23 protein-coding genes, 4 tRNA genes and 1 riboswitch are annotated in these 26,495 nt (G+C 35.7%); of the genes, 12 read left to right on the forward strand and 15 right to left on the reverse strand.

Annotated features, from left to right (window positions below; genetic code table 11):
• Positions 1-67 precede the first annotated feature (67 nt).
• The 3 genes from NWE55_RS08690 to aat are packed head-to-tail and all read left to right on the forward strand — an operon-like array spanning position 68 to position 2,326.
• Positions 68-940, forward strand: a complete 873-nt coding sequence (locus tag NWE55_RS08690; protein WP_155092494.1) for a flavin reductase family protein — start codon at positions 68-70, stop codon at positions 938-940.
• Between the two features lie 30 nt (positions 941-970).
• Complete coding sequence (locus NWE55_RS08695) at positions 971-1,627, forward strand: DUF3127 domain-containing protein (RefSeq protein ID WP_155092495.1); 657 nt, start codon at positions 971-973, stop codon at positions 1,625-1,627.
• Positions 1,628-1,681: 54 nt separating this feature from the next.
• Complete coding sequence (gene aat / locus NWE55_RS08700) at positions 1,682-2,326, forward strand: leucyl/phenylalanyl-tRNA--protein transferase (protein ID WP_155092496.1); 645 nt, start codon at positions 1,682-1,684, stop codon at positions 2,324-2,326.
• A gap of 299 nt (positions 2,327-2,625) precedes the next feature.
• On the opposite strand, the gene thiC is transcribed toward aat, so the two are convergent.
• The 8 genes from thiC to rplM form a co-directional block, all read right to left on the reverse strand.
• On the reverse strand, positions 2,626-4,440 hold the full coding sequence (gene thiC, locus NWE55_RS08705) for a phosphomethylpyrimidine synthase ThiC (RefSeq protein ID WP_155092497.1): 1,815 nt from the start codon (positions 4,438-4,440) through the stop codon (positions 2,626-2,628).
• A gap of 8 nt (positions 4,441-4,448) precedes the next feature.
• Entirely contained in the window at positions 4,449-4,694 is a 246-nt protein-coding gene (locus tag NWE55_RS08710; protein WP_258204029.1) for a hypothetical protein, read from the reverse strand.
• Between the two features lie 66 nt (positions 4,695-4,760).
• Positions 4,761-4,859: riboswitch (TPP riboswitch) on the reverse strand.
• Between the two features lie 94 nt (positions 4,860-4,953).
• Positions 4,954-5,433, reverse strand: a complete 480-nt coding sequence (locus tag NWE55_RS08715; RefSeq protein ID WP_155092515.1) for a class I SAM-dependent methyltransferase — start codon at positions 5,431-5,433, stop codon at positions 4,954-4,956.
• Positions 5,434-5,500: 67 nt separating this feature from the next.
• Entirely contained in the window at positions 5,501-6,679 is a 1,179-nt protein-coding gene (locus NWE55_RS08720) for a dicarboxylate/amino acid:cation symporter (protein WP_155092498.1), read from the reverse strand.
• 89 nt (positions 6,680-6,768) lie between these two features.
• Positions 6,769-7,731, reverse strand: a complete 963-nt coding sequence (tsf, locus tag NWE55_RS08725) for a translation elongation factor Ts (RefSeq protein WP_155092499.1) — start codon at positions 7,729-7,731, stop codon at positions 6,769-6,771.
• 100 nt (positions 7,732-7,831) lie between these two features.
• A complete protein-coding gene (rpsB, locus tag NWE55_RS08730; RefSeq protein WP_155092500.1) occupies positions 7,832-8,572 on the reverse strand; it encodes a 30S ribosomal protein S2 in 741 nt (246 codons plus the stop codon).
• 142 nt (positions 8,573-8,714) lie between these two features.
• Complete coding sequence (rpsI, locus tag NWE55_RS08735; RefSeq protein WP_155092501.1) at positions 8,715-9,101, reverse strand: 30S ribosomal protein S9; 387 nt, start codon at positions 9,099-9,101, stop codon at positions 8,715-8,717.
• Positions 9,101-9,556, reverse strand: coding sequence for a 50S ribosomal protein L13 (gene rplM / locus NWE55_RS08740; protein WP_160338948.1), 456 nt, complete (start codon positions 9,554-9,556; stop codon positions 9,101-9,103). Before rplM ends, rpsI begins: the two co-directional genes overlap by 1 nt.
• A 267-nt stretch (positions 9,557-9,823) precedes the next feature.
• Between rplM and NWE55_RS08745 the strand changes: the two genes are divergently transcribed.
• Positions 9,824-10,318, forward strand: coding sequence for an immunoglobulin-like domain-containing protein (locus NWE55_RS08745; RefSeq protein WP_155092503.1), 495 nt, complete (start codon positions 9,824-9,826; stop codon positions 10,316-10,318).
• A gap of 129 nt (positions 10,319-10,447) precedes the next feature.
• Here NWE55_RS08745 and NWE55_RS08750 read toward each other — a convergent pair whose 3' ends face one another.
• Entirely contained in the window at positions 10,448-11,011 is a 564-nt protein-coding gene (locus NWE55_RS08750) for a 1-acyl-sn-glycerol-3-phosphate acyltransferase (RefSeq protein ID WP_155092504.1), read from the reverse strand.
• A gap of 926 nt (positions 11,012-11,937) precedes the next feature.
• On the opposite strand from NWE55_RS08750, the gene NWE55_RS08755 reads away from it, so the two are divergent.
• Entirely contained in the window at positions 11,938-12,612 is a 675-nt protein-coding gene (locus tag NWE55_RS08755; RefSeq protein WP_155092505.1) for a hypothetical protein, read from the forward strand.
• Positions 12,613-12,625: 13 nt separating this feature from the next.
• A complete protein-coding gene (locus NWE55_RS08760) occupies positions 12,626-14,020 on the forward strand; it encodes a DKNYY domain-containing protein (protein ID WP_155092506.1) in 1,395 nt (464 codons plus the stop codon).
• Positions 14,021-14,324: 304 nt separating this feature from the next.
• Here the strand turns inward: NWE55_RS08760 and polA are convergent, their stop codons facing one another.
• Positions 14,325-17,147: a DNA polymerase I gene (gene polA / locus NWE55_RS08765; RefSeq protein ID WP_258204030.1), complete on the reverse strand. Its 2,823-nt coding sequence runs from the start codon at positions 17,145-17,147 to the stop codon at positions 14,325-14,327.
• A 167-nt stretch (positions 17,148-17,314) separates the two neighbouring features.
• Between polA and NWE55_RS08770 the strand changes: the two genes are divergently transcribed.
• Both NWE55_RS08770 and NWE55_RS08775 read left to right on the forward strand, forming a co-directional pair.
• Positions 17,315-18,577 carry a metallophosphoesterase gene (locus NWE55_RS08770; protein ID WP_155092508.1) on the forward strand — a complete coding sequence of 421 codons (1,263 nt, stop codon included), beginning with the start codon at positions 17,315-17,317 and terminating at the stop codon, positions 18,575-18,577.
• Positions 18,578-18,651: 74 nt separating this feature from the next.
• Positions 18,652-18,948, forward strand: coding sequence for a thioredoxin family protein (locus NWE55_RS08775; RefSeq protein WP_155092509.1), 297 nt, complete (start codon positions 18,652-18,654; stop codon positions 18,946-18,948).
• Here the strand turns inward: NWE55_RS08775 and NWE55_RS08780 are convergent.
• The 5 genes from NWE55_RS08780 to NWE55_RS08800 form a co-directional block, all read right to left on the reverse strand.
• Positions 18,943-19,566, reverse strand: coding sequence for a polysaccharide deacetylase family protein (locus NWE55_RS08780; protein ID WP_258204031.1), 624 nt, complete (start codon positions 19,564-19,566; stop codon positions 18,943-18,945). The genes NWE55_RS08775 and NWE55_RS08780 overlap by 6 nt on opposite strands.
• 75 nt (positions 19,567-19,641) lie before the next feature.
• The gene (locus tag NWE55_RS08785; RefSeq protein ID WP_155092511.1) at positions 19,642-21,051 is read right to left on the reverse strand and encodes an efflux transporter outer membrane subunit; all 1,410 of its coding nucleotides are present in this window, start codon (positions 21,049-21,051) and stop codon (positions 19,642-19,644) included.
• A 3-nt stretch (positions 21,052-21,054) separates the two neighbouring features.
• Positions 21,055-24,192, reverse strand: coding sequence for an efflux RND transporter permease subunit (locus tag NWE55_RS08790; protein ID WP_155092512.1), 3,138 nt, complete (start codon positions 24,190-24,192; stop codon positions 21,055-21,057).
• A 3-nt stretch (positions 24,193-24,195) separates the two neighbouring features.
• Complete coding sequence (locus NWE55_RS08795; protein WP_155092513.1) at positions 24,196-25,347, reverse strand: efflux RND transporter periplasmic adaptor subunit; 1,152 nt, start codon at positions 25,345-25,347, stop codon at positions 24,196-24,198.
• An 8-nt stretch (positions 25,348-25,355) separates the two neighbouring features.
• Complete coding sequence (locus tag NWE55_RS08800; RefSeq protein ID WP_243731240.1) at positions 25,356-25,724, reverse strand: transcriptional regulator; 369 nt, start codon at positions 25,722-25,724, stop codon at positions 25,356-25,358.
• Positions 25,725-26,076: 352 nt separating this feature from the next.
• Between NWE55_RS08800 and NWE55_RS08805 the strand changes: the two genes are divergently transcribed.
• The 4 genes from NWE55_RS08805 (at position 26,077) to NWE55_RS08820 (ending at position 26,482) form a co-directional block, all read left to right on the forward strand.
• Positions 26,077-26,149 (forward strand) — tRNA-Gly (locus NWE55_RS08805).
• Between the two features lie 38 nt (positions 26,150-26,187).
• Positions 26,188-26,263: transfer RNA gene (locus tag NWE55_RS08810), tRNA-Gly, on the forward strand.
• A gap of 35 nt (positions 26,264-26,298) precedes the next feature.
• Positions 26,299-26,371, forward strand: a tRNA-Gly gene (locus tag NWE55_RS08815).
• A gap of 38 nt (positions 26,372-26,409) precedes the next feature.
• Positions 26,410-26,482 (forward strand) — tRNA-Gly (locus tag NWE55_RS08820).
• Positions 26,483-26,495: the final 13 nt, after the last annotated feature.

Here is a 26,495-nt window from a genome sequence, read left to right on the forward strand (position 1 = left end):
TATCCTTATAAAATTTTCCCTTTCTAAAAGCTTTTGTAAATTTACTACTTTACAAAAATATAACATTATGAAGACTATAAAACCAAGTGATATTAGCGTAGTGGAACTACAGGGTTTCTTACAGAGTTCTGTTGGCCCTCGTCCTATTGCGTTAGCTAGTACTTTGGATGCTGATGATAAGCCTAATCTTTCCCCTTTTAGCTTCTTTAATTTGTTTAGCGCTAATCCTCCTATTTTGGTATTTTCACCTTCGAGAAGGGTAAGGGATAATACATGTAAGCATACATTGTTCAATGTACAAGCGACAATGCAAGTAGTTATAAATGTCGTGACATATGATATGGTACAGCAAACTTCTTTGTCAAGTACTGAGTATAAGGATGGTGTTAATGAATTTATTAAGGCAGGTTTTACCATGATTCCATCGGACGAGGTTAGGCCATTTAGAGTTAAAGAAAGCCCAGTGCAGTTTGAATGCATTGTGCAAGAGGTAATTGGTTTAGGAAATGAGGGAGGAGCTGGTAATTTAGTGATTTGTGAAGTTGTCAAAATGCACATTGATGAGGGTATCCTGACTAGTGATGGGAAAATAGATCAAACTAAATTAGACTTAGTTTCTCGCATGGGGGGCAATTGGTACTCACGAGCTAATGAGGGGATGTTTGAAGTAGAAAAACCTTTGACTACATTGGGAGTAGGAGTTGATGTTATACCACGCGATGCTTTGGATAGTGGTGTTTTTAATGGAAATGACTTGGGGATTTTAGGCAATGTAGAGCACTTGCCAAGTGAAGAAGATATTTTGAAATTCGTAGAGTCAAATAATGAATTAAGTGATATCTTGCAAGGTGGAAATGTAAATGATAAATTTGCATTGGCTAAAAAGTATTTAGAAGAAAATAATGTACCTTTGGCTTGGAAAACCATACTGGCAAAATAGTTAATAAAAAACGAGGAAAATATTTATACAATGGAAGTTACAGGAAGAATCAAATTGATTGGACATATTCAAGATATTAGTTCAAGTTTTAGAAAAAGAGAGGTTGTCGTAACAACAGATGAGCAGTATCCACAACATATTATGATTGAGTTTACTCAAGATAGAGTTAGTTTGTTAGATACATTTCAAGTTGGAGAACCTGTTCGTGTTTCAATTAATTTGAGAGGAAGAGAATGGGTTAGCCCACAAGGTGAAACGAGATACTTCAATACAATTCAAGGATGGAGAATTGAGAAAGCTGCTGCTGGACAACCGGGTCCTGATATGCAACAAATGCCTAATCAAGGATTTGGTGGTAATAATATGAACCAAGGTGGTTTTGGAAACCAAGGTCAACAGAACCAGGGATTCCAACAACAGCAAACACAACAAGGTGGTTTTAACCAAAGTAATGACGGTTCTCAGTTTAACAATCAACAAGGTGGGTTTAATAATCAAGCTCAACAAGGTCAAGGTTTCCAACAGCAACAAACGCAACAAGGTGGTTTTAATCAAGGAAACCAAGGAATGTATGCTCAGAATCAAGGTCAAAACCAATTTAATCAATTTGGACAACAGAATACAGGAAATCAGTTTCCGCCTGCTTCAAGCTATAATGAAGAGGAACACGATGATTTACCTTTTTAATTAAAATAGAAAGTCCCTGAGTTAACCTTAGGGACTTTTTTTACCTTTTTTTAAATGATTACTCTCTTAAATGAACATTACCTAAGTTTTCCAGATGTTGATCAAGCCCATGAATCAGGCATACTTGCCTTAGGTGGAGACCTTTCTCCAGAAAGATTGGTGTTGGCTTATAACTCTGGTATTTTCCCTTGGTTTGAAGACGGTGAACCTATTACTTGGTGGGCACCTAACCCGCGTATGGTTTTGTTTTTTGATAATTTAATCATTTCTAAGAGCATGCGTAATGTCTTGAATAGAGGTTCATTTCGCATTACCATGAATACTTGCTTTAGAGAGGTAATCACGAATTGTCAAAGTATTAAACGCGTAGGGCAAAATGGTACCTGGATTACGGATGATATGATTGAGTCTTATTGTACTTTACACGAGATGGGAATTGCTAAATCTTTTGAGGTTTGGCAGGATGGCAATTTGGTTGGTGGGTTATATGGAATTGATTTAGGCCATATCTTTTGTGGAGAGAGTATGTTTTCGAAGGTTTCTAACGCAAGTAAGGTTGCTTTTATTTACTTAAGTCAATATCTCCAGTCAATGGGATATAAACTGTTAGATTGTCAAGTTTATAATGATCATTTGAGCAGTTTAGGCGCAATAGAAATTCCAAGAGATGTTTTTATGGAATACTTACTTCAAGGTTAGTCCTTTTTCTCAATTGCTTTCTTCATTCTGTTGATAAGTATTAGTTTTTATACCTTTTTTCTTTTTTTGTTGATAACTAATATGTTTGTGCTTTATTAGTGTTGATAACTACTTTATATCTGTTGATAAGTGCTCATATAAGCCCTATGAAATGTTGATAACTCTTTATTCGTGTTTATAAATTCCCTTTTTATTGTTTATAACTGAAGTATTGATGTTAATAAGTTAAGAGGTTAGATCTCACAGGAGAGCTATTCTTTTGTGTAAAATAATTCCCCTGTGAAATTCTTACTCATGTCTTAGAGGTATAGTTCCTTTCCCATTTCTATAAATTCTTCTGACTTTTCTCGCATTCCTTGCTCTGCTGTATCTCTAATCTCTTGTGATATTTTCATAGAGCAGAACTTAGGTCCACACATTGAACAGAAGTGAGCTACCTTTGCACCATCTGCTGGTAGAGTCTCGTCGTGAAATTCTCTTGCCGTATCAGGATCTAGTGATAAGTTGAATTGATCTTCCCATCGAAACTCAAAGCGTGCTTTACTTAACGCATTATCTCTGTATTGTGCTCCTGGATGCCCTTTGGCTAAGTCTGCGGCGTGTGCAGCAAGTTTATAGGTAATTACTCCATCTTTTACGTCTTTTTTGTTCGGTAGTCCTAAGTGTTCTTTGGGAGTAACATAACACAGCATGGCTGTTCCATACCAACCGATCATTGCCGCTCCAATGGCTGAAGTGATGTGATCATATCCTGGTGCAATATCTGTAGTTAATGGTCCTAATGTATAAAAGGGTGCTTCTCCACAATCGCGTAATTGCTTTTCCATGTTTTCTTTAATCATGTGCATAGGTACATGTCCTGGTCCTTCTATCATGACTTGTACATCGTGTTTCCAAGCGATTTTGGCTAATTCTCCTAAGGTTTCTAATTCTGCAAATTGTGCTGCATCATTAGCATCAGCAATTGAACCTGGCCTTAAACCATCCCCTAAGGAGAAAGCGATATCGTACTTTTTCATGATCTCGCAGATTTCTTCAAAATGGGTATATAGAAAATTCTCCTTATGGTGAAACAAACACCACTTCGCCATTATAGATCCTCCGCGGGACACTATACCTGTCACTCGATTAGCAGTGAGGTGTATGTAGCGCAGTAGTACCCCTGCATGAATGGTGAAATAGGACACGCCTTGTTCAGCTTGTTCGATTAGGGTATCTTTGAATATTTCCCAAGTTAGATCTTCTGCTATCCCTTTTACTTTTTCTAAGGCTTGATAAATTGGTACTGTACCTATAGGGACAGGTGAGTTGCGTATTATCCACTCTCTTGTTTCGTGAATGTTTTTACCTGTTGATAAGTCCATTATGGTGTCCGCACCCCAACGACAAGCCCATACTGCTTTCTCTACTTCTTCTTCTATAGAAGATGTAACTGCGCTATTTCCAATGTTTGCATTGATTTTTACTAAGAAGTTACGACCAATAATCATGGGTTCACTCTCTGGGTGATTGATATTGTTTGGAATGATAGCGCGTCCACTTGCTATTTCTTCACGGACAAATTCTGGAGTAATAAAATTTTTAGGAGTATTAGCGCCAAAGCTATTGCCTTGATGCTGCTGCTTCATAGCTGAGGTAGCTTTGTTTAGCTGTTCTATTCTTTGGTTTTCTCTGATAGCTACGTATTCCATCTCAGGTGTGATTATTCCCTGTTTAGCATAGAATAATTGAGTTACGTTAGCTCCTTCTTTAGCCACTTTAGGGTTGTGTCTAAATTCGAAGCGCAAATGATTGAGTTTTTCATCTGCCAATCTTGCTTTGCCGTACTCTGAAGTGATTGATCTTAGAATATCTACATCCTCTCTGTCTATGATCCACTGTTCTCTTAGGCGTGGTATTCCTTGGCGGATATCGATTGTAATGTTTGGATCTGTGTAAGGGCCAGAAGTGTCGTATACTGTGACGGGAGGATTGTGTTCTGTGGTTCCATTGGAGAGTTTAGTGTCGCTTAGTGAGATTTCTCTCATTGCTACTTGAATAGGGTAGATTGTTCCCTTGATATACACTTTTCTTGAGTTGGGAAAAGGCGTTTGTGAAATGCTGTGTTGTTCCATTGTCTTATTTAGTTTAATGAGTAAATACTTGTTAGATTGAATGGAACCACTTGATTGTAGTACGTGTGATTATTTGGTATATCCTTACTTATAGACAATTGCTGCGTTGGTGAGATAGTATTGACGTTAGTAGTCTTATTGACCTTTACAATTCTCTGTCTTTGTATTGCAGTAAGGCTTACAATAAACTGTTTACAAGTGAATCGTTTGTAGCAGAAAAACGGTACGCTGTGTTTATAGATTTTAAGTTCCATTCCTTTTGTTCTTATGAGATATAACTTTAGGAATGGCTACAAGAAGGCACGGTCGTACCTATTTAATGAAGTCATCTTACTTTTCCCTACGCTAGTATTAACCAGATCAGGTTCAAAGGGTGAAGTCTCAGCCTACAATTTGTGTAGACACCCCTAAAGCTTGAGGCAAATATAGCCATTAATCATTAGCAAACAAATTACCCGCTTGTTCCTCATCGGCCAAATAAAAAACGCTGAGAACTAATCTCAGCGTTTCTATTTATATTTTTTCTGCATAAAGAATATAGTATCTTGGAGTAAACCACCTCAAGAGAGGTCTGATACCTAACTTTTTGATTGGGTGTGTCCACATATCTCTATCGATGATCTTATATCCAGCTTTTTGTACAAGCCAATCTAATTGCCAAGATTCAAATTCGTGATAATGTCTGTCTAACATATCCGTTTTACTTCTATAGGCAGTGCTAAACCACAATCTCAACGGAACTGATATTACAATTTTATTAGCCTTACATGATTTAAGTACTGTATAAGGATTTAGTAAGTGTTCTAAAATTTCAAAAGCCGTTAAGACTTCGTAATCTCCATTTGTTAAAGCACTCTGATCTTCATCTAAATCTTCTCCGGTGGTATTGGTAACTTTGAATCCATCTTCTTGCATAATTTTAGAAAGTGGATTAACTACCCCTAAGTCTAGAATGGTTGAGTCTTTCGCAATATGTTTATTGACAAACTCCATTGTCTTTCTAAATCTCTTACTTGGATATGTTTTTTCGTACATGGTATTTTAAACGAACTGAATTGTATTAAGCTTCTGCTGGTATAGTTTTACTTTTCGATATTTTGTTTACGATTATAGCGATAGCTCCATCTCCCATAACATTACATGCTGTTCCAAAACTATCCATAGCGATATAAAGTGCAATCATTAAACTTTGTTGCTCCATATCGAATCCCAAGATAGAGGCTAATACTCCTAATGAAGCCATAATAGCACCTCCTGGTACTCCTGGTGCAGCTACCATAGTGATTCCCAACATAAAAATAAATCCAACCATGAGGGTAAAATCAACTGTTTGACCTTGTACCAACATCAATGCAATAGCACATGCAACTATCTTCAAGGTACTTCCAGCTAAGTGAATGGTTGCACATAGAGGTACTGTAAATCCTCCAATTTTTGGATCGACATTATTTTTTATTGTCTGCTCTAATGTAATTGGAATTGTTGCAGCAGAAGATTGTGTTCCTAAAGCAGTGAAGTAGGCGGGTAGCATATTCTTCATCAGCATGAAAGGATTTTGCTTACTTATTGTACCTGCAATTACATATTGGAATACTAATACAAAGACGTGCAGGATAAAGATCACTCCGATTATTTTTACAAACGTATCCAGTACAACGAATACTTGACCGTTATAAGTCATATTCAAGAATATACCGAATATAAACAGCGGTAAGAAGGGAATGATTGCTTTATTGATAACAGACATAATGATGCTCTGAAAATCGTTAAAAACACCCTCTAAATACGTGAAATTACCTTTTGATATTCCTATTCCTAACAGAAAAGAGATAACGAGAGCACTCATAACGTCAAACATGGGGGGCATAGCGATATCAAAATAAGATTCCAAGTTTTTAGTAGATTCTGTAATATTGCCCAGCTGTTCAGTGGCTAAAATATTAGGGAAAGTAGTAATACTTACTCCATAGGAGATAAATCCAGCGAATAGCGTAGAGCTATAAGCAATGGCGGTGGTAATTAATAAAAGTTTACCGGCATTTTTACCAATATTTCCAATTGCTGGTACTATTAGACCAATGATGATCAGGGGAACAATAAATTTTAAAAATCCTCCGAAAACACTATTAAAAGTGCTGAATATTCTCCCAATTGATTCTGGGAGGCGGTTACCTAACACGCTACCTAACACGATAGCAATAATAATCTGTATTAATAGGTTGTTTTTTAAAAATTTCATAATAAAAACTAGTTGTGCTGGGTAAAAGTAATAAAAAAAAGCCTCAGAATTAACTGAGGCTTTTATAAATATTGCTAAAAGGTTGTTGATTAACCTAAAGAAGCTCTTTTGAATCCAGTGATTTCTACACCAAAACCTTTCACGTATTCTCCAACTTTTTTAGACTCATCTTTAATAAAGTTTTGGTCTAATAAAGCTTTCTCTTGATCTAAAGTAGTGTTGTCACTGATGAAACGTTGAATTTTACCAGGTAAAATTCTATCCCAAATATTTTCTGGTTTACCTTCAGCTTTTAATTCAGCTTTAGCATCTTCTTCCGCTTGTTTTAATACTTCGTCAGTAATTTGAGCGTAAGAAATATATTGAGGTACATTTTTAAGAGTTTTTCCTAAACGTACTAATTCTTCATTTTCTTTTACGATAACAGCAATACGAGCTTCAGTTTCTTTAGCTACGAACTCTGGATCGAAATCTTTGTAAGACAATGTTTCAGCTCCCATAGAAGCAACTTGCATAGAGATATCTTTTCCTAACTCCTCAGCTTTTGCAATTACAGCAGATAAAGCAGTGATAGCAGCAATTTTGTTACCGTGGATGTAAGTACCGATATAAGCTCCTTCTAAAACTTCGAAAGATCCGATTTCAATTTTCTCACCGATAACTCCAGTTTGCTCGATTAACTTGTCAGCTACAGTCATACCTTCAAATTCAGAAGCTAAGAATTCTTCTTTTGTGTTGAAGTTGATTGCTTTTTGAACCATTTCTTTTGCAAGAGCAACGAAAGAATCATTTTTACCTACGAAGTCAGTTTCACAGTTTAATGTGATAACAACTCCTCTAGTTTTAGTATCATTTACGTAAGAAATAGCTACTCCTTCGCTTGACTCACGGTCAGAACGGTTAGCAGCAACTTTTTGTCCTTTTTTACGTAACACTTCGATAGCTTTATCGAAGTCACCTTCAGCCTCTACTAAAGCTTTTTTACAGTCCATCATTCCGGCACCTGTAATTTGTCTTAGCTTGTTTACTTCTGCAGCAGTAATATTTGCCATTGTTCGTTGTATTAAATAGTTAATAAAAAAAGTCGTTATCGACAGCGCTTACAAAAGTAGACAACTATCAGCATAACGACTTTATGATATTGTTAAAAAATTATGCTTTAGGAGCATCAACTTTAGCAGCTGCTGCTTCTTCTTTTTCAGATTTTCTTTCTGCATTACCTTCGATAATAGCAGAAGTAACTAAAGATAATATTTTTTCAATTGATTTAGAAGCATCATCGTTTGCTGGGATAACGAAATCAACTTGACGTGGGTCAGAGTTAGTATCTACCATAGCGAAGATCGGAATGTTTAATTTTTGAGCTTCTTTAATCGCAATGTGTTCAGCTTTGATATCAACTACAAATAGAGCAGCTGGTAGACGAGTCATGTCAGCAATAGAACCTAAGTTCTTCTCTAATTTTGCGCGTAGACGTTCAACTTGTAAACGCTCTTTCTTAGAAAGAGTCATAAATGTACCGTCTTTTTTCATTCTATCGATTGAAGCCATTTTTTTAACAGCTTTACGAATAGTAACGAAGTTTGTTAACATACCACCTGGCCATCTTTCAGTGATGTAAGGCATGTTAGCTGCAGCTGCTTTTTCAGCTACGATGTCTTTCGCTTGCTTTTTTGTAGCAACGAAAAGGATTTTTCTTCCTGATGCAGCGATTTTTTTCAAAGCTTCATTAGCTTCTTCAATTTTAGCTGCAGTTTTATATAGATTGATAATGTGAATACCATTACGCTCCATATAGATGTAAGGAGCCATATTTGGGTCCCATTTTCTAGTCATGTGTCCGAAGTGAACACCTGCTTCTAGTAATTCTTTAACTTCTACTTTGTTTGCCATTTTTGTAATAGTTTACGTTCTGTTACTTTAGCAATGGATGAGTAGCGAGGATAAATTCGGTCCCAACCATTTAGATGCTAAACTACCTCTTGCCTCGGCAAGTGGGCAACAAAAACTTAGATTTTTTAATAATATGTAAATATTAACGTTTAGAGAATTGGAATCTCTTACGAGCTTTCTTCTGACCGAATTTCTTACGCTCAACCATACGTGGGTCACGTGTAAGTAATCCTTCTGGTTTTAAGATTGCTCTGTTTTCAACTTCTACTTCACACATTGCTCTTGCAATTGCCATACGCACTGCTTCAGCTTGTCCTGTAGTTCCTCCTCCGTATACATTTACTTTGATATCAAAGTTCTCAGCATTCTCAGTCATTGCTAGAGGCTGTAAAACTTTGTACTGTAATGTACCAGTTGGGAAATAAGTTTTAAAATCTTTTTTGTTTACTGTGATGTTTCCTGTTCCTTCTGAAACATAAACACGAGCCACAGCAGTTTTTCTTCTACCGATTTTGTGAATAACTCCCATTACTTAATTTCGTTTAAATTAACGGTTTTAGGTTGTTGAGCTTCGTGTTTGTGCTCAGCACCTACATTTACATTTAGATTACGGAATAATTGTGCTCCTAATTTGTTTTTAGGCAACATTCCTTTTACTGCTTTCTCGATCAATAATGCAGGGTTTTTTTGTTGCATTACTTTAGCAGTTAATGATCTTTGTCCTCCTGGGTAACCTGTGTGACGGATGTAAGTCTTGTCATCTAATTTGTTACCTGTTAGGTTGATTTTTTCTGCGTTGATAACGATTACGTTGTCTCCACAGTCTACGTGCGGTGTGTAATTTGTTTTGTGTTTACCTCTTAAAAGTACTGCAACTTTTGAAGCAAGACGTCCCAAATTTTGACCTTCAGCGTCAACAATTAACCACTCTTTTTGAGCAGTTGCTTTGTTAGCCGATACTGTCTTGTAGCTTAAACTTTCCACAATAAATTTGTATTTAATTAAACATTCCATTCCCAATTAAGGGAGTGCAAAATTACATAAAATCTTTTACTATACAAATTTATAGTCTTTTTTTTCGAATTAATTGGGGCTCAATCGTTTGAATAACAATTGTATCGACAGAAGTTTTGTCCTGCTTTATGCTATCTTTTAATGTGCCATTTTCTTATCTATACTTTTTTTCTTTTGAAAAGAGATGCTTAGAGGTAATTGTTTTATTTTTAGTAGCTTATTATACAAAGAATAGTTATGAAAAAGTTATTTGTTTTTCCAATTGTGTTTCTTAGTTGTTTGTTTTCTATGAGCTGTAATCAGACTCATAAGAATAGCGCGTCAGTAATTACTGATACAAATAGTACCTCTCCTGTCATAATTGATAATAAACACGAAAGGCAAAATGCGTTATATGATCGTGTAAAAGTAGATTTAGTGGAAGGTAGATTTACAGAGGCACCTTCGGAAATTGAACTGAGTATTTGGAATCAATCACAGGAGGTAATCAAGGTGAAAGGCGATTATAGGATTTGCATATTAGAAGGTAGAGAGTGGATCCCTATTGATTTTGAAGATCTGTCAATAGGAGGTGACTCTTATGTTATTAGTAAAGGTGTGAGTGTGAAAGTATCTGTTCAGATACATCCTAATTTGGTTGAGTACAAGCAGGGGGACTATCGGGTTTCTGTTGCTATTGATAGTGATGTAGGAGAGGTCGAAGTAGATGGATATTTCTCTATTGTGAAGTAGATTAGAGATGATAAAAAGAAGTTGTGATTTGCTTTTATACGTTTAGAGATTCAGATGATCAGGTGTGCTTATGCTTTAAACAAACAAGGAACAACTGTTTTTTTAGTTGTTCCTTGTTTGTTATTTTACTTAGTACAGTTTGGGGTTATATAATTCTGGATATTTTGCCATTTTGGCATCATAGTAAGGAGTTATTATATCTAATGTTTGTTCAAAAGTTAAGTCGCTGACCGATATTAACTTAAATATACCACATTCTTTTTTTCTATAATCTGCGTAACAAAGTGCTACGGGAATATTTGCTTGTTTGGCTATTTGATAGAATCCTTGCTTCCATTTGTCTGAAAATGATCTTGTTCCTTCTGGGGTGTTTACAATGGCAATTTTCTCTGCCTCGTTGATTAATTCTACAGCGTACTCCACTAAATTCTGTCTTTTTGATCGATCAACTCCTATACAGCCTAATGCTTTAAAGAAAAAGCCAAACCACGACTTAGTATAATAATCTTTTATAAACATTTTGAAGGGAACTCCCATTATCCAAAAACAAGCTAAACTGTAGTAGAAATCCCAGTTTGAAGTGTGAGGAACACAGATTAATACTGTTTTTTTAGCTTCATCAATAGAAATTCCATTCGTATTCAATTTCCATCCTGTGACTCCTAACATTAAACGACCAAGCAGTTTTTTCATTTCTCTTTGTTTGTTAATTATAAAAAGCAAATATAGAATAATTTACGTGTCCCCACTCGTGGTATAATTTGTAATTAAATGCTAATCTTTTTTCGCTAACTATTGTATTATTCTGATTTCTCTTCTTTTCTCAACTTTTTGGTTGTCTGTATATAGAAGTAGTAGTTAATCGATAAGTTCGAGAAGAAATAGATATTCGGAAAACTTAAGCTAAGACCTATTTTTTAAGAATATTCCTATACTGAACAATGTACTGAGTATAAGCAAGACCAGTAGTTCTTTCATCGGATTGGGATGGTTGGCTTTTTGCATGATACGCACACCAATTTTGTAATACACGGAGTGAGCTATTGTAAAGACAAAGAAAGGATATAGTAAGAATAGTATGACAAACAAAGGTGGGTAGATGGTAAAGTATGAATGATGAAATTTTAAGACCGCCAGTGCTAATAAAAAGAGCCCAAAGAATAAAATTGTAAATAGGACAATGAGGATCAATGTTAGCTTTATCCGTGTTCTGATTGTTTTTGCAGTAGGTGTTTTTGGTACTGTAGTCATTTGCCTTAGTCCAATTTTTAGAATAGTATTTTCCAGTATTTCAATTCGTATGGTGTAAGTAAAATTTCTGAGTATTAGTTGATTAAACTTTATTTCTATCGTAAAACATAGAGTTGTACTTCACTCAAATCTGGGGAGAACGCAGAAGTACACAATCAGTGTAGTGATGGAAAAAAAGCAATGAGTCACATGTGATGTTCTTAATTTTTGTTATTGGAAAGATTAACTGTTGTAGTATCTGGTATTTGTATGGATAAAAGGGATAAGGTTGTTTATTTGTGAATAGCAATAAGTCATTTTTATTTATTACAAGGTAATCTGTTATAATTTGTTAAATTTACATGTTTTTTTGTTTATATAAGGAGGGTATGATAATAATAAAGGAGGCAAGAGATAAATATTTTAGTACATTAGAACGTGTGACCACTACAGGGACGTTTACTTGTCCAGAGTGTCAGAAAACACATCGAATGCAAATAGAAGCTATATGTACAGTTGAGCATATAGTGTATGTACCAATCTATGCCCATCAGAAAAAAGTTATCGTTCGTTGTCCTGTCTGTGATACAATGTTTGCTCCAGCGTATTTTCCGACAGCATCGCGAGAGGTGATTTCGCGATTGGAAAAGAAGTCGTATCGATGGTATCATTTTTTGCTATCTGGATTTACTATTTTATTTGTGTTAATCTTTGTGATAGGGATGTGGATTGGAAATAGGCAAGAGAATGATTACAAAAGAGATCAAATCGCTATTTTAGAAACAGGTGATGTGGTGTTCTACGAACTTGAGAACGGTGATCGTTCGGCTATGTACGTGACAGAAGTAGCAGGTGATACTTTGTATGTCAGACAAAACAGAAAATCTGTGCAAAAAGGGGATGTGTTTTTGATCGATGAACCGATGTACTACACAGAAAAGGTGACGCTGTTTTCTCGCACGAAGTTAGAAGAACTGTTTGCTGAGGATAAGGTATATAAGATATATAAAAGTACAACTACAATCGAGTTTAACCCTGAAATATTTGAAAATATAGATCAATAATTTTTTAAAGAGTATGACAACACTAATCTTTAAGGTACTTAATCGAAAAAAGTATAACATCACAATGATTGCAATCTTTGCCGTAGTATTGATATATTGCTTTATTAATCTGATATCGATTGTACATGCATTTAATACAGGGAGTACAAGTGCGTTTATATATATTACAGTATTTGTTGTGGTCATTCTACTGATTGTCAGATTGCGTTCAGTGTTTACTACGCAAGTATGCATTGATATTAATGAACAAGGAGTGACAATTAAGAAAGGTAGAGAAGTGAAATCTATCAAACACGCAAATATTGTTATGGTTAAACGATATTCAGCTGTTGCAGGGGATTTGGTGATTTTCTTTGCAGCCGGTCAGGAAGAGCCTTTCTTTTCTTTTGAATCTGCTGACCGAACGATGATAAATACCCTTTTAGGGCGCTTGGAGAATTATCAGAGTTATACTGCTGTTGATCGAGTAGGTAAATTAGATGAGCATTGGACAGAATACCTAAATGGAAGAGCTGTAGAGGGAAATGTAAACCTCCTTGCTAATGCGAGAGAACATGAGGTGAAAGGTAATAAGAAGATATTTGTTATTATCGGTGTAGTATTAGGTTTGGTCGTGTTGTTCCCTATTATGTCATTGTTGATTAGTAATAATGAATATTATGAAGCGAGGGATGGTCAGATGTATTATGGGGATGTACTATTAGAAGGTGTTAATCCTGATGCGATCCGCAGGTTAGACGCAAATGTGATCAAAGACTCTACACATGTCTATTATAAGGATCAGGTACTTGCATGGGCTGACCGTCCTACATTTAAATATTTAGGTACAGTGTTCTTTAGTGATAAAAATGGGGTGTACTTCGAGACTAATAAGATGTTTGGTTCGAATGAGATAAAACCGTTGGAAGGGGAGTATGACAAGGCTACTTTCAAAGCGTTAGGTAATTCTTTTTTATATAAGGATGCAAATTATCTTTATCATTTAAAAGCAGGTATGGAAGGAGAAAAAAGTCCGTTGTCAATACTCGAAGTAGAAGGGCTTGATCTGAATTCATTAGAAGTACTAAATGACAAATGGGCAAAAGATAAGGGGCAAGTTTACTTTGTAACTTGGGAGACTTTGCGTCCGTGTCTGGAGATAGATGTAGCTTCTTTCGAGGTGATAGATGGAACAGTAGCGAAGGATAAAACATCAGTATACTATCTATCTAAAGATCTAAAGTCTGATAATGCTCGTGCTACCAAAGATGAGAATTATGCTATACTAAAAGGTGCAGATGCGCCTACCTTCGAAAAAGTAGATTATAAGACGTATCAAGATAAAAATACGGAATGGTCTATCTATAGTGAACGTGAACAAAAAAAGAGGAAGGAAACTCAAATTCGAGATCGTGAGGATGTAGAGTAAATACCAATTGTTGTATGTAAAAAAGAAGTCTTGCGAAAGACTTCTTTTTTGGGAAAAGTTTAGGAATATCCTAATCAAACAATTAGGACTTTGGTTTTATAGTGGTAAAAGTACAGAGATTGAGTTTATACAAAAATGTATTTTGGGTGAACTTAGCTAAAAATTGAGTAAAGCAATCATTTAGTTGGGGGAGAGGACATTCGGTGGTAGTTTTTCACGCGGTATTTTTGTCTTTTTTATGAAAGATAATGTTGAAAAAGAAAATCCCATTTGATTTTTTATCAAATGGGATTTGTTTGTTTTATTAATGTGCTTCAAGCCAATTTTGTCCTACTCCTAAGTCAACTATTAATGGTACGGTAAGAGTGAAAGCATTTTCCATTTCTTGTTTAACCATTGTTTTTAAGTTTTCTAATTCTTCTTTATGGGCATCAAAGACAAGCTCATCGTGTACTTGTAAGAGTAATTTTGATTGCCATTTTTCTGAGATTAACTTTTTGTGAATGTTAATCATTGCTATTTTGATAATATCTGCAGCGCTTCCTTGAATCGGAGCGTTTACGGCATTTCGTTCAGCAGCTCCTTTTACAACTGCATTGTGGGAATTGATGTCTTTCAAATATCTTCTTCTACCTAAGATAGTTTGTACATAACCATGTTCCCTTGCAAAGTCAATTTGCTTAGCAATATAATCTTTTAGTTTTGGATATGTTGCGTAGTAAGTGTCTATTAACTCTTTACTCTCTGAACGAGATAAGTTAGTTTGATTGCTCAATCCAAATGCAGATACACCGTAGATAATCCCGAAGTTAACAGTCTTTGCATGACTACGTTGTTCCTTAGTTACTTCTTCAAGAGGTACATTAAACACTCTTGCAGCAGTAGAACGGTGAATATCTTCTCCGTTTTTAAAGGATTCAATCATATTAGGTTCTTCACTCAAAGCTGCAATAATTCGCAGTTCTATCTGTGAATAATCGGCTGCCATGATTACGTAGTTTTCATCTCTTGCAACAAATGCTTTTCTCACTGAACGCCCTCTTTCTGTTCTAATAGGTATATTTTGCAAGTTTGGATTATTAGAACTTAGACGACCTGTTGCGGCTACAGCTTGCATATATTCTGTATGAACTCGCTTTGTTTTCGGATCCACTTGTTTAGGTAAAGCATCTACATAAGTGTTTTGCAATTTTATCAGTTGTCGCCAATCTAAAATATCTTGCACTATTTGGTGCTTTGGAGCTAAGTCGCTTAAGATTTCTTCTCCAGTAGCATATTGTCCTGTTTTTGTCTTTTTTGGTTTGCTTCCTCCAATCTTTAACTTGTCAAATAAGATATCGCCAAGTTGTTTCGGTGATGCTAAGTTGAATTCTTCTCCAGCTTCTTCGTAGATTGCCTTTTCTAATTGTTTGATATCCTGATTTAATGCACCTGATAGGGAGGCAAGGAAGTCTATATCTAAGCGGATTCCTTCGCTTTCCATATCTGCTAAAACAGGTACTAAAGGCACTTCTATATTTTGAAATAGTTCAATCGTGTTTGTCGCCTGCAATTGAGGTTCAAAGTTTTGTTTTAACTGAAAGGTGATATCGGCATCTTCTCCTGCGTATTCTTTTACCAATTCAGGAGAAATGTCTTTCATAGACTTTTGATTTTTACCTTTTTTGCCAATCAAATCTTCAATTGGTTGTGGGGTATATCGCAAGTATGTTTCAGAAAGGATATCCATATTATGACGCATGTCTGGATTGATCAGGTAGTGCGCGATCATGGTATCGAATAGAGGTCCTTTTACTTCAATGTTATACTGTTTGAGTACTTTAATGTCATACTTGAGGTTCTGACCAATCTTCTCTATTTGTTCAGATTCAAAAAACGCTTTGAAAGACTCGAGTAATTCTTGAGTTTCTTCTTTGTTGTCAGAGAACGGAACGTAGAATGCAGTGCCTTTTTCGTAAGAAAAAGCAATACCTACAAGTTCAGCATTTAAAGCATCTAAACCTGTTGTTTCAGTATCAAAACAAACACTTGTCTGCTGAAGTAAACTTTGAACTAAAAGGCGAATACTCATTTTGCTATCGCATAATTGGTAAACGTGATTTGTTGTGCTCAAGTTAGCAAAATAAGGAGAGTCGCTATTTGTAGTATTTTCAACCTCTCCAAAAAGTGAAAATTGATCGTCTAAAGTGGCATTTTTTGCGTTAGACGTAACAGTTTCTGGCGTTTTTATCGATGGTTGGTTTACACTGAATATTTTGTCAAATTGTTCTTTCATCCTTCTGAATTCTAATTCTACGAATAGAGCTTCAGACTTTTCGATATCTGGTTGTTCAAGAACAAATTGATTAGCATCGAAGGTAACAGGGCAATCAAGCATGATCGTCGCAAGTTTCTTTGAAAGAATTCCCTTTTCTTTATTGTTTTCAATGTTCTCTTTCATTTTTCCTTTTAACTGATGGGTGTTGTCAAGTAAGTTTTCCATTGAGCCATACTCTTTCAAAAACTTCTTTGCTGTTTTTTCACCAACACCAGGTAATCCTGGAATATTGTCAACTGAATCTCCCATCATACCTAAAAAGTCAATAACTTGAATAGGTTCTTCAACTTCGAATTTCTCTTTCACTTCATCTATTCCCCATATTTCAACGCCATTGCCCATTCGCGCTGGTTTGTACATGAATATGTTCTCTGATACCAACTGAGCATAGTCTTTATCAGGTGTAACCATATATACTTTGAAGTCTTCTTTTTCAGCTTGTTTTGATATTGTACCAATCAAATCATCTGCTTCAAAACCACTTACTTCAATAATTGGAATGTGCATAGCCTTTAAGATCTCCTTAATGTACGGTACAGCTATTTTAATAGCTTCTGGCGTAGCATCTCGATTTGCTTTATATTCTGGGAATAACTCTAAACGATCCTTACTTCCTCCATTGTCAAATGCTACTGCTAAATGATCAGGTTGTTCTTTTTTGATAACATCTAATAGTGAGTTCATGAAACCCAAAATAGCTGATGTGTCTAATCCTTTTGAGTTTATTCTTGGGTTTTTGATAAATGCGTAATACCCTCGGAATATTAAAGCATAAGCATCAAGTAGAAAAAGACGTTTTTTATTATCCATAGGAAGAATTTATTTGTTTCTAAAATTAAGTTTCAAAGATACGCAATTTGGTCTTCGCTTGAAAATCACTCCTCCATAATGTCTTTGTGGAGAATGGTATTAAATAATGTTAAAGGTATTTTGTAGACTGATACAAAAGGGTAAATTTGAAATAAATGTATTCACTCATGTTGAAGTTTTTAATTATCGGGCTGTTGTTGTTTGTTATCGAGTTTTATACTTATCAAGCATTTAAACAATACTTTAAAAAGTTTTCAAGTCGCTTACTCTATGTGATGGCATCTGTTATTCTTGTTCTTTTTATTGGCTATGGCTTTTCAAAGTTCGATCCTAAGTCAGGTGATATGAATTTACCATTGACTGCTGGAGCTCTTATTGTATTATTTTATTTACCAAAACTTATTCTGACTCTTGTTTTGTTGGTGGAGGATGTCGCGCGTTTATCGATTGGTGTTTATCGATTTATTCAAAGGGAGTTAGGAGATAAGCAATCTTCCAGAGTGAATGAAGATGAGAAAGATTCTATTATACCAGGTAGAAGGAAATTTGTTACCAACATAGCTTTGGGTATAGTGTCAATTCCTTTTTTGTCTGTATTGCACGGTATTACTATTGGACGTTATCGATTTCAAGTCCACGAGCATATAATTGAATTTAGTGATCTTCCATCTGCATTTGATGGTTTTAGATTTACGCAATTATCCGATATTCACTTTGGTAGTTTTGACGATCCTGAAAAGTTGATGCATGCTGTTGAATTGATTAATGCTCAGAGATCTGACATGTTGCTTTTTACGGGTGACATGGTTAATAGCGTGGCAAGTGAAGTGAATCCGTGGTTGAGTACTTTTCGAAAGATTCGCCCACACAAGTATGGGCAATTTTCAATCTTAGGGAATCACGATTACGGAACTTATGCTCATTGGGAAACGGACGAGATGGAAGACAAAAACTTCAACGAAATCTGTGATATTAGTGATAAACTTAATTTTCAACTGCTGAGAAATGAACATGTTAGTATCAATAAAGACGGTGAGTCTATTTGTGTAGTTGGGGTTGAGAACTGGGGTGCAAATGGCAAGTTTATGAAATTTGGAGATTTAGATAAAGCCACACAGGGAATAGAATCGACTGATTTTAAAATTTTGATGAGTCACGATCCATCGCACTGGGATGCTCAAATTTTAGATCATCCGATGAATTTCCAATTAACCTTATCGGGTCATACACATGGTTCGCAATTTGGAATTGAAATTCCTGGCTTTCTAAAGTGGAGTCCTATTCAGTATGTGTATAAGCAATGGGCAGGTCTTTATGAAACATTAGGGAAGTACTTGTATGTGAATAGAGGGTTTGGTTATCACGCATATAAAGGTCGTACTGGTATTTGGCCTGAGATTACAGTTATAGAATTACGAGTGAAAAAGTAAGTTTTTACACAAAAAAGTATATTTTTGTATATATAAGTAGAGTAAATATCTAAAAACGAATAAAAAATAATTATATGTCAAAGTTTGGGGATTTAGTAGAAAGAGATGTACCTGTATTAATTCAATTTTTTGCGAAATGGAATGATGGGTGTACAAAAATGAATCCTGTATTACACGATGTGGCGGCAGCGATGGGTGATCGTATTTTAATCGTAAAGATTGATGTAGAGAAAAATAGCGAATTGGTGGAAGCTTTGCGTATTAAGCAGGTACCTACTATGCTATTATATAAGAATCATACGATGATTTGGCGTCAGACAGAAGTAATGGATGCGAATTCATTAATCAATGTCATGACTTCCTTACTATAAAGTGTCAAAGGTATAGCCTTTATCTAATAAGCTTTCGATTAGTATAGGCAATGCGTATTTCATGTTTTCTTGCGCTTTTAGGCTGTCGTGAAATACTATTATACTTCCTTTTTTAAGGTGCTTTAAAGAGCGTCTTAAGCATTGTTTTGGGGTTAAATTCCTATCGTAATCTTTGGTGAGATTGTGCCACATGATTATTTCATATCCTTTATCGCTTAGTCTTTTAGCTTGTGCTGTCTTTATTTTTCCATAAGGAGGTCTAAACAGCTTAGAATCATTTGAGCAGTACTTTTTTATCTCTTTTTCACATAGTATTGCGTTGGCAATATAGTCTTCTTCACTGGTTTTCCAACCGTTTAAATGATTGAAGGTGTGATTGCCTACTTGGTGACCTTCATTTATTATTCTCTTAAATACTGAAGGGTGTTTTCGGATATTATCACCGATGCAAAAGAAAGTAGCTTTTATGTTGTAATGTTGAAGGAGGTCGAGTACCCATTCTGTTACTTGGGGAATAGGTCCGTCATCAAAAGTTAGGTACACTTTTAATTCACTTGTTTTTCTGATCCAAGTGTATTTAGGGAAAATCTTAGTTAGTATGTATTGACCTATATTCATAGAAACAAAGATAAAAAAAAGAGTGGCTGAAATTTTCAACCACTCTAATTATCGAATAACAATTAACTATAAACGTTATTTTACACCTCCACCTACAGCTCTGTATAAAGTAACTAAAGAGTTAAGTTGAGCTAATTCAGTATTGATATAAACTAGTTCAGCAGCCAAAGCACTTTCTCTTGCTGTTAATACATCAAGATAAGTTGCTAAGCCTTGAACTAATAATTCTTCTGAGTATTCAGTTGCAAGTTGATAAGACTTGTACTCTTGTTCTTTTAATACCAGTTTATCTTTTGAACTTTCGTAGTTGTACAGCGCATCAGAAACTTCTTTTGAAGCATTTAAAACTGATTTTTTATAGTTTAAATATGCTTTTTCTTGATTTGCTTGTGCTACTTGATGTTGAGTTCTCACTTGTCTACCATTTAACAAAGGTTGAGTTAATCCACCAATAATATTAGCGAATAGAGAGTTGGTATTGAATAACTCGTCAAAGTCTAAGCTTTGTAAGCCTCCATTAGCAGTAATGCGGAATGAAGGGTAGAAATTACTACGAGCTACATTTGTCATTTCAAAAGCATTGATAAGTTCAAATTCAGCAGCTCTAACGTCAGGTCTGTTTGTAAGCAGTTGAATAGGCACTCCAACAGTTAAATCTGTGTTTAACGTTTGACCATCAAGTTGCCCTCTTTTAATCGCATTTGGATTTTCTCCAAGTAGAATACTGAACGTGTTTTCCGTTAACTTGATGCTGTTGTTGATGTCAACTAACAAAGCTTGTGCGTTATATAGCTGAGCCTGTGTTTGTTTTACTGCAACTTCATTAACCTGTCCTGCTTCTTTTAGAGCTTCAATTGTTTCTAAACTATTCTTTCTATTGACAATTGTTTTTTCTGTAATTGCCTTTTGTTGATCAAGAGCTACTAATTGAAAATAAGTACTTGCAATTGAAGATATTAACTGTGTTTTTACAGTTTGATGGGCAGCTACAGATTGTAAATAACTTGCTGTAGATGCTCTTTTGCCACTTCTGATTTTACCCCATACATCTAATTCCCAAGAGAATTGTCCTGTAACGTCGTATAAATCGGTTTTTACTCTTGTATCTCCAAAAGCTATTCCTTGTGGTCCATTTTTAGACGCAACAGAGTGAGTGTAGTTTGCACCTACATTTAAGGTAGGGGCATATCCCCATTTACCTTGTTGCATATAAGCTTTAGCAGCATTCATATTCTCTAAGGCAATGCGAATGTCTAAATTGTTTTCTAAAGCTTGATCAATATATTGTTTTAAAATTTCGTCTGAGAATAACTCTTTCCATGACACATTGGCCATAGAAAGAGTATCTTGAGAAATCTTATCAGTTCTAAAGTATTGCTCATCGATAACCTCTGGTCTATCGTATTTTTTGGCAACAAAGCACGATTGCATTGTCAACCCCAAAAGAGCAATAGGAATAACTCTATATAAAGTTTGTTTTTTCATTTCTTAGTGCGTTTTTTCTTCAAATTTAACAGGCTTCACTTTTTCTTGAAGATATTGGAAAATAGCATATAATACTGGAATTACGAAAACTCCAATGATTGTACCGATTAATAATCCAAAGGCAGCACCTGTACCGATTGAACGGTTACCAACGTCTCCAACTCCTTTTGCAAATACCAATGGCATAAGACCAAGGATAAATGCGAATGAAGTCATCAAGATCGGTCTTAAACGCGCTTTAGCACCGTTAATAGCAGATTCTGCAATTGACTCCCCATGTTGTCTTCTCTGAACAGCAAACTCTACAATCAGAATGGCATTCTTGGCAAGTAATCCCACAAGCATGACCAGAGCAATCTGGAAGTAGATGTTATTCTCTAATCCTGCTAATTTCTGTGCAAGGAATGCTCCCATAACTCCTGTAGGTAATGAGATAATTACCGCAAATGGCAATAAGTAACTTTCGTATTGAGCAGATAGTAAGAAGTAAACGAAGATTACACAAAGTGCAAAAATCATTACTGTTTGGTTACCTGCATTAATCTCCTCACGAGATAGTCCTGTAAAGTCAATACTGTGACTTGTTGATAATGTTTTTTGAGCAACCTCTTGTACTGCGCGAATTGCATCCCCCGAACTATATCCTGGTTTCGGAGCACCATTGATATTTGATGATGTAAATAAGTTGTAACGGTTTACAGATTGCGGACCATATACTTTTTTCAAATCAACAAACTGGTTTACTGGTGCCATTTCTCCTGTAGATGTTCTAACGTAGATTTCACTTAAGCTATTTACATCTGATCTATATTGTGGCAATGATTGAACCATTACGCGGTATTGCTTACCAAAACGCGTAAAGTCTGCTGCATATATACCTCCAATATAACCTTGTAAAGCCGAGAAAATATCACTTACTAAAACACCTGATTCTTTTGCACGAGGAATATTTAATTCAAGTTCGTATTGTGCATAGTTTGTATTGAATGACGACTGAGCATATAATACTTCAGGGCGCTTCATTAATTCACCTACGAATTCTTGTGATTTTTTATCGAATTCTGTTAATTCACCTCCACTGCGATCAAGTAATTTCATCTCAAATCCGGCAGACATACCGAATCCTGGTATACTTGGTGGTTGGAAGAAAATCATTTTCGCATCTTGGAACTGAGTTGCAGCAAGTCCAAATAATTTACCAATGATTACATCTGTTGCAAGATCGTCTGTTTTTCTTTCAGAGAAATCCTTTAACTTAATCATCGCCATACCATAGTTAGAACCTTGTCCATTGATGAAAGAGAATCCCGAAACAACAGTTACGGCATCTACACCAGGAATTTGTTTTACTACAGCAGAAAACTCTTTTTGTAAACTTGTTACACGGTCTTGTGATGCTCCTGTAGGTAATTCAATATTACCCATGATGAACCCACGGTCTTCGTTTGGTACGAATCCTGTTGGCATTGTCTTAGCAGAGTAGTATGTAATTCCAAGACATCCTAATAAGATTACAAATGTTAACCACTTGTGTTTTAATAAGAATTTGAATGAATTACCATATCTATGCGTTAAGTTGTTAAACCCAACGTTGAATGCGTCGAAGAAACGTTGAACAAAATTTCTTTTTCTTCCTTCGTGATTGTCATGTTGCTTTAAGAAGATAGCACATAACGCTGGACTTAAAGTCAAGGCATTTACTGCTGAAATCAAAATAGCTACAATAAGAGTAATACCAAATTGTTTGTAGAATACTCCAGTTGGACCACTAATAAAGGTTACTGGGATAAATACCGCAGCCATTACTAATGTAATTGAGATAATGGCACCTGAGATCTCTCCCATTGTACTAACACTCGCATCCAATGCATCTTTACCCGTTTCCTCCATCTTGGCGTGGACGGCTTCCACCACAACTATGGCGTCATCCACCACAATACCGATGGCCAGTACTAATGCGAAAAGAGTAAGTAAGTTTAATGAAAATCCAAATACACTTAGGAAAAAGAAGGTACCAACAATAGAAACTGGTACCGCAATTAACGGAATAAGTGTCGATCTAAAGTCTTGTAAGAAGATATACACTACCACGAATACTAAGATAAACGCTTCAATTAAAGTACTTACTACTTTGCTAATCGAAGCATCTAAGAATTCGTTTGTATCCATCAATACTTTGTATTTCATTCCTTCAGGAAGGTTTTTCTCCATTCCCTTTAGAATCAAATGTAAGTTTTGGATAATCTCTTGGGCGTTAGAACCTGGTGTTTGGTAAATAGCCATTGCTACTGCTGGGTTACCATCAAGTTCAGAACTACCTACATAAGATTGTGCTCCAAGTTCAATACGAGCTACGTCTTTTAACCTTAGGATTTGTCCGTTACCTAAAGATTTTACTACGATATTTTCATATTGTTCTTGAGTTTTATACTTACCACTGTATTTTAATACATATTGAAATGCCTCAGCATTGTTTTCCCCAAGCTGACCAGCAGCTGCCTCTAAACTTTGCTCGTTTAGTACTCTAACTACATCGGAAGGAACTAAGCCGTATGCTTTCATTTTTGCAGGTTCAATCCACACACGCATTGAGTAGTTTCGAGAACCAAATGCTTGTGCATCTCCTACACCAGTAACACGTTTCAGCTCTGGGATTACGTTAATGTTCATATAGTTTTGGATATAGATAGCATCATAATCCGGGTTTGTCGAATAGAACGACAAGAACATTAATGCACTTGTTTGCTGCTTTTGTGTGGTAACCCCCGAACGAGTTACCTCTGCTGGTAACAATGGAGTAGCTCGAGCAACACGGTTTTGTACGTTTACCGCTGCGATGTCTGGGTCAACTCCTTGTTTAAAAATTACTTGAATACTTGCACTACCATCATTACTTGCTGTTGATGTAATGTAGTCCATGTTTTCCACCCCATTCACTTGTTCTTCAATTGGGATAATCACAGATTGCATTACAGTTTCAGCATTTGCTCCTGGGTAGCTCGCCGCAATTTGTACAGTCGGCGGTGCAATATCTGGATATTGCGTTACTGGAAGTGCGGATAGTCCTAACACCCCAAGTATTACTATAAGGATAGAAATAACTGTAGATAATACAGGTCTTTCGATAAAAGTCTTTAACATGCTTTAGAAAGTTGATTTTATAGCTTCGTTGATAGAGTTGAATTCTACTTTGTCTGGTGTAATTGCAGAACCATTACGCAATGTTCCTAATCCTGTACCAACAATAGTTTCTCCTTTTGCAACTCCTTCTTTAACAATAGCTAATTTGTTTACTCGATCAATTACATTAATTTTTGCAGCCTTTGCAGTATCATTTACAACGCGGTAAACATAAATTTGTCCTTGTTGTTCGAAAGTCGATGATTCTGGAACAACTAAAACATCTTTATATTCCACAGGTAGTAATAAAGACCCACTGTTACCATTGCTCAAAATGTTATCTGTGTTAGGGAAAGATGCTCTTACCTGAACAGTTCCTGTAGCAAGGTTTACTTGACCTGTCATTGTTTCAATTTTACCTGTACTTGAGTATGTTTGTCCATTGGCTAAAACTAATTTTACTTCTGGTAAGTGCTTTAATTTTTCGCTGATTGACTTTCCTTCAATTTTTTCTAAGAAGTTAAAATACTCCTTTTCATTCATTGAAAAGTAAGCGTACATCTCACTGTTATCTGAAACAACTGTTAACGGTTGTGGATCACTTGGACTAACTAATGAACCAACTCTAAAAGGAATAGCTCCTACGATACCGTCAATTGGACTTTTGATTATAGCGTAATCAATATTAGCAACGATACTTTGATGTTGTGCCTTAGCATTTGCTAATTGACCTTTAGCACTGTTTAGTGTAGCCTCAGCAGTATCTAATTGAATTTTACTAATGATACCTTTATTTACAAGAGGAACTAATTTATCGTAGTTTACTTGTGCTACGCTAACTTGTGCTTCTGCTGCTTTTACGGCTGCTAAAGCGGCGTTTGCATTTTCATTTAATGTATTAGTCTCAAGTCTGAATAAAGGTTGTCCTTTGCGTACAACCGAACCTTCATCAACGTAAAGTTCCTGAATATATCCAGCTATTTTAGCTCGTACATTACTTGTAACCTTACCTTGTAGAGTAGTTGGGTAAGTATTGTGTCCTATCACTGTTTGTGTAGGTACTTGCACTACTTTATATGGTAGTGGGCCGTGAGCTGCTTGCTGTTCTTTTTTACCACAAGAACCTGCTGTAATCGCAAGCGACGCTAGAACGATAGTATGGAAATAACGTTTCATATAATTACTTAATTTGTACTTTTTAATTTTTCTATAGTTTCTGTTAAATGTTTTTTGCTCTTTTCAAGGTGATCGATATATAATTTCATTTTCATCTCACAGTTTTGTGCATTGATTTCACCGGTTGTGACAAAGTTTTCTAATCGCAAACTTAGATTGTGCTCTCTCTCCAGTAAATCGCGTATTAACTGCAATCTTGTGGTCATGAAATTAGGGTTTAATCTAAAAAATCTTTTTCTTTCATCTATTTTGTTAAAATGTTCTATTTGGTTGTTTGAAATTAATAAATTTAAACTATTTGACACAGAACTTTTACTTGCATTTAATTTTTCTACTAACTCATCAAAAGTCACGCCATCTCTATTATTATTAAACATAATATAGGTGTATATCTGAGCCGTCAGAGGCGAGAAGTGATAAACTATCTCATGATGTGAACAGAAATCTTGAAATAAATCAACTAATTCTGGATTGTATTGTCGCATAGATGTCGTAATAAAGATTTGAGAGCAAAGATAGTTTTAGTTCGGTAAATACAAAACTAAAAAAACTTAATTTTTTTATAATTATTTAAACGGCGTATAAATAAGGGGAACTTACTGTCGATAGCTCCAAAATGTATTTCCTTGATAATGTGATGATATTTATGTGGCATCGTTTTTCTGCTTATTTTTTTTAAAAAAAATTGCATTGATTCTGAAAATAGCTTTATATTTGCCCTCACAAAATGCGGAAGTAGCTCAGTTGGTAGAGCTCCAGCCTTCCAAGCTGGTTGTCGCGAGTTCGAGCCTCGTCTTCCGCTCTAACAAACTCGATGTAAGTTTTCAAATCACATCAAATGCGGAAGTAGCTCAGTTGGTAGAGCTCCAGCCTTCCAAGCTGGTTGTCGCGAGTTCGAGCCTCGTCTTCCGCTCCAATAAACTCGGTGTAAGTTTTCAAATCACATCAAATGCGGAAGTAGCTCAGTTGGTAGAGCTCCAGCCTTCCAAGCTGGTTGTCGCGAGTTCGAGCCTCGTCTTCCGCTCTAACAAACTCGGTGTAAGTTTTCAAATCACATCAAATGCGGAAGTAGCTCAGTTGGTAGAGCTCCAGCCTTCCAAGCTGGTTGTCGCGAGTTCGAGCCTCGTCTTCCGCTCTAATAAACTCGG

This window comes from Myroides albus (assembly GCF_024722315.1).
GTDB lineage: Bacteria > Bacteroidota > Bacteroidia > Flavobacteriales > Flavobacteriaceae > Flavobacterium > Flavobacterium album_A.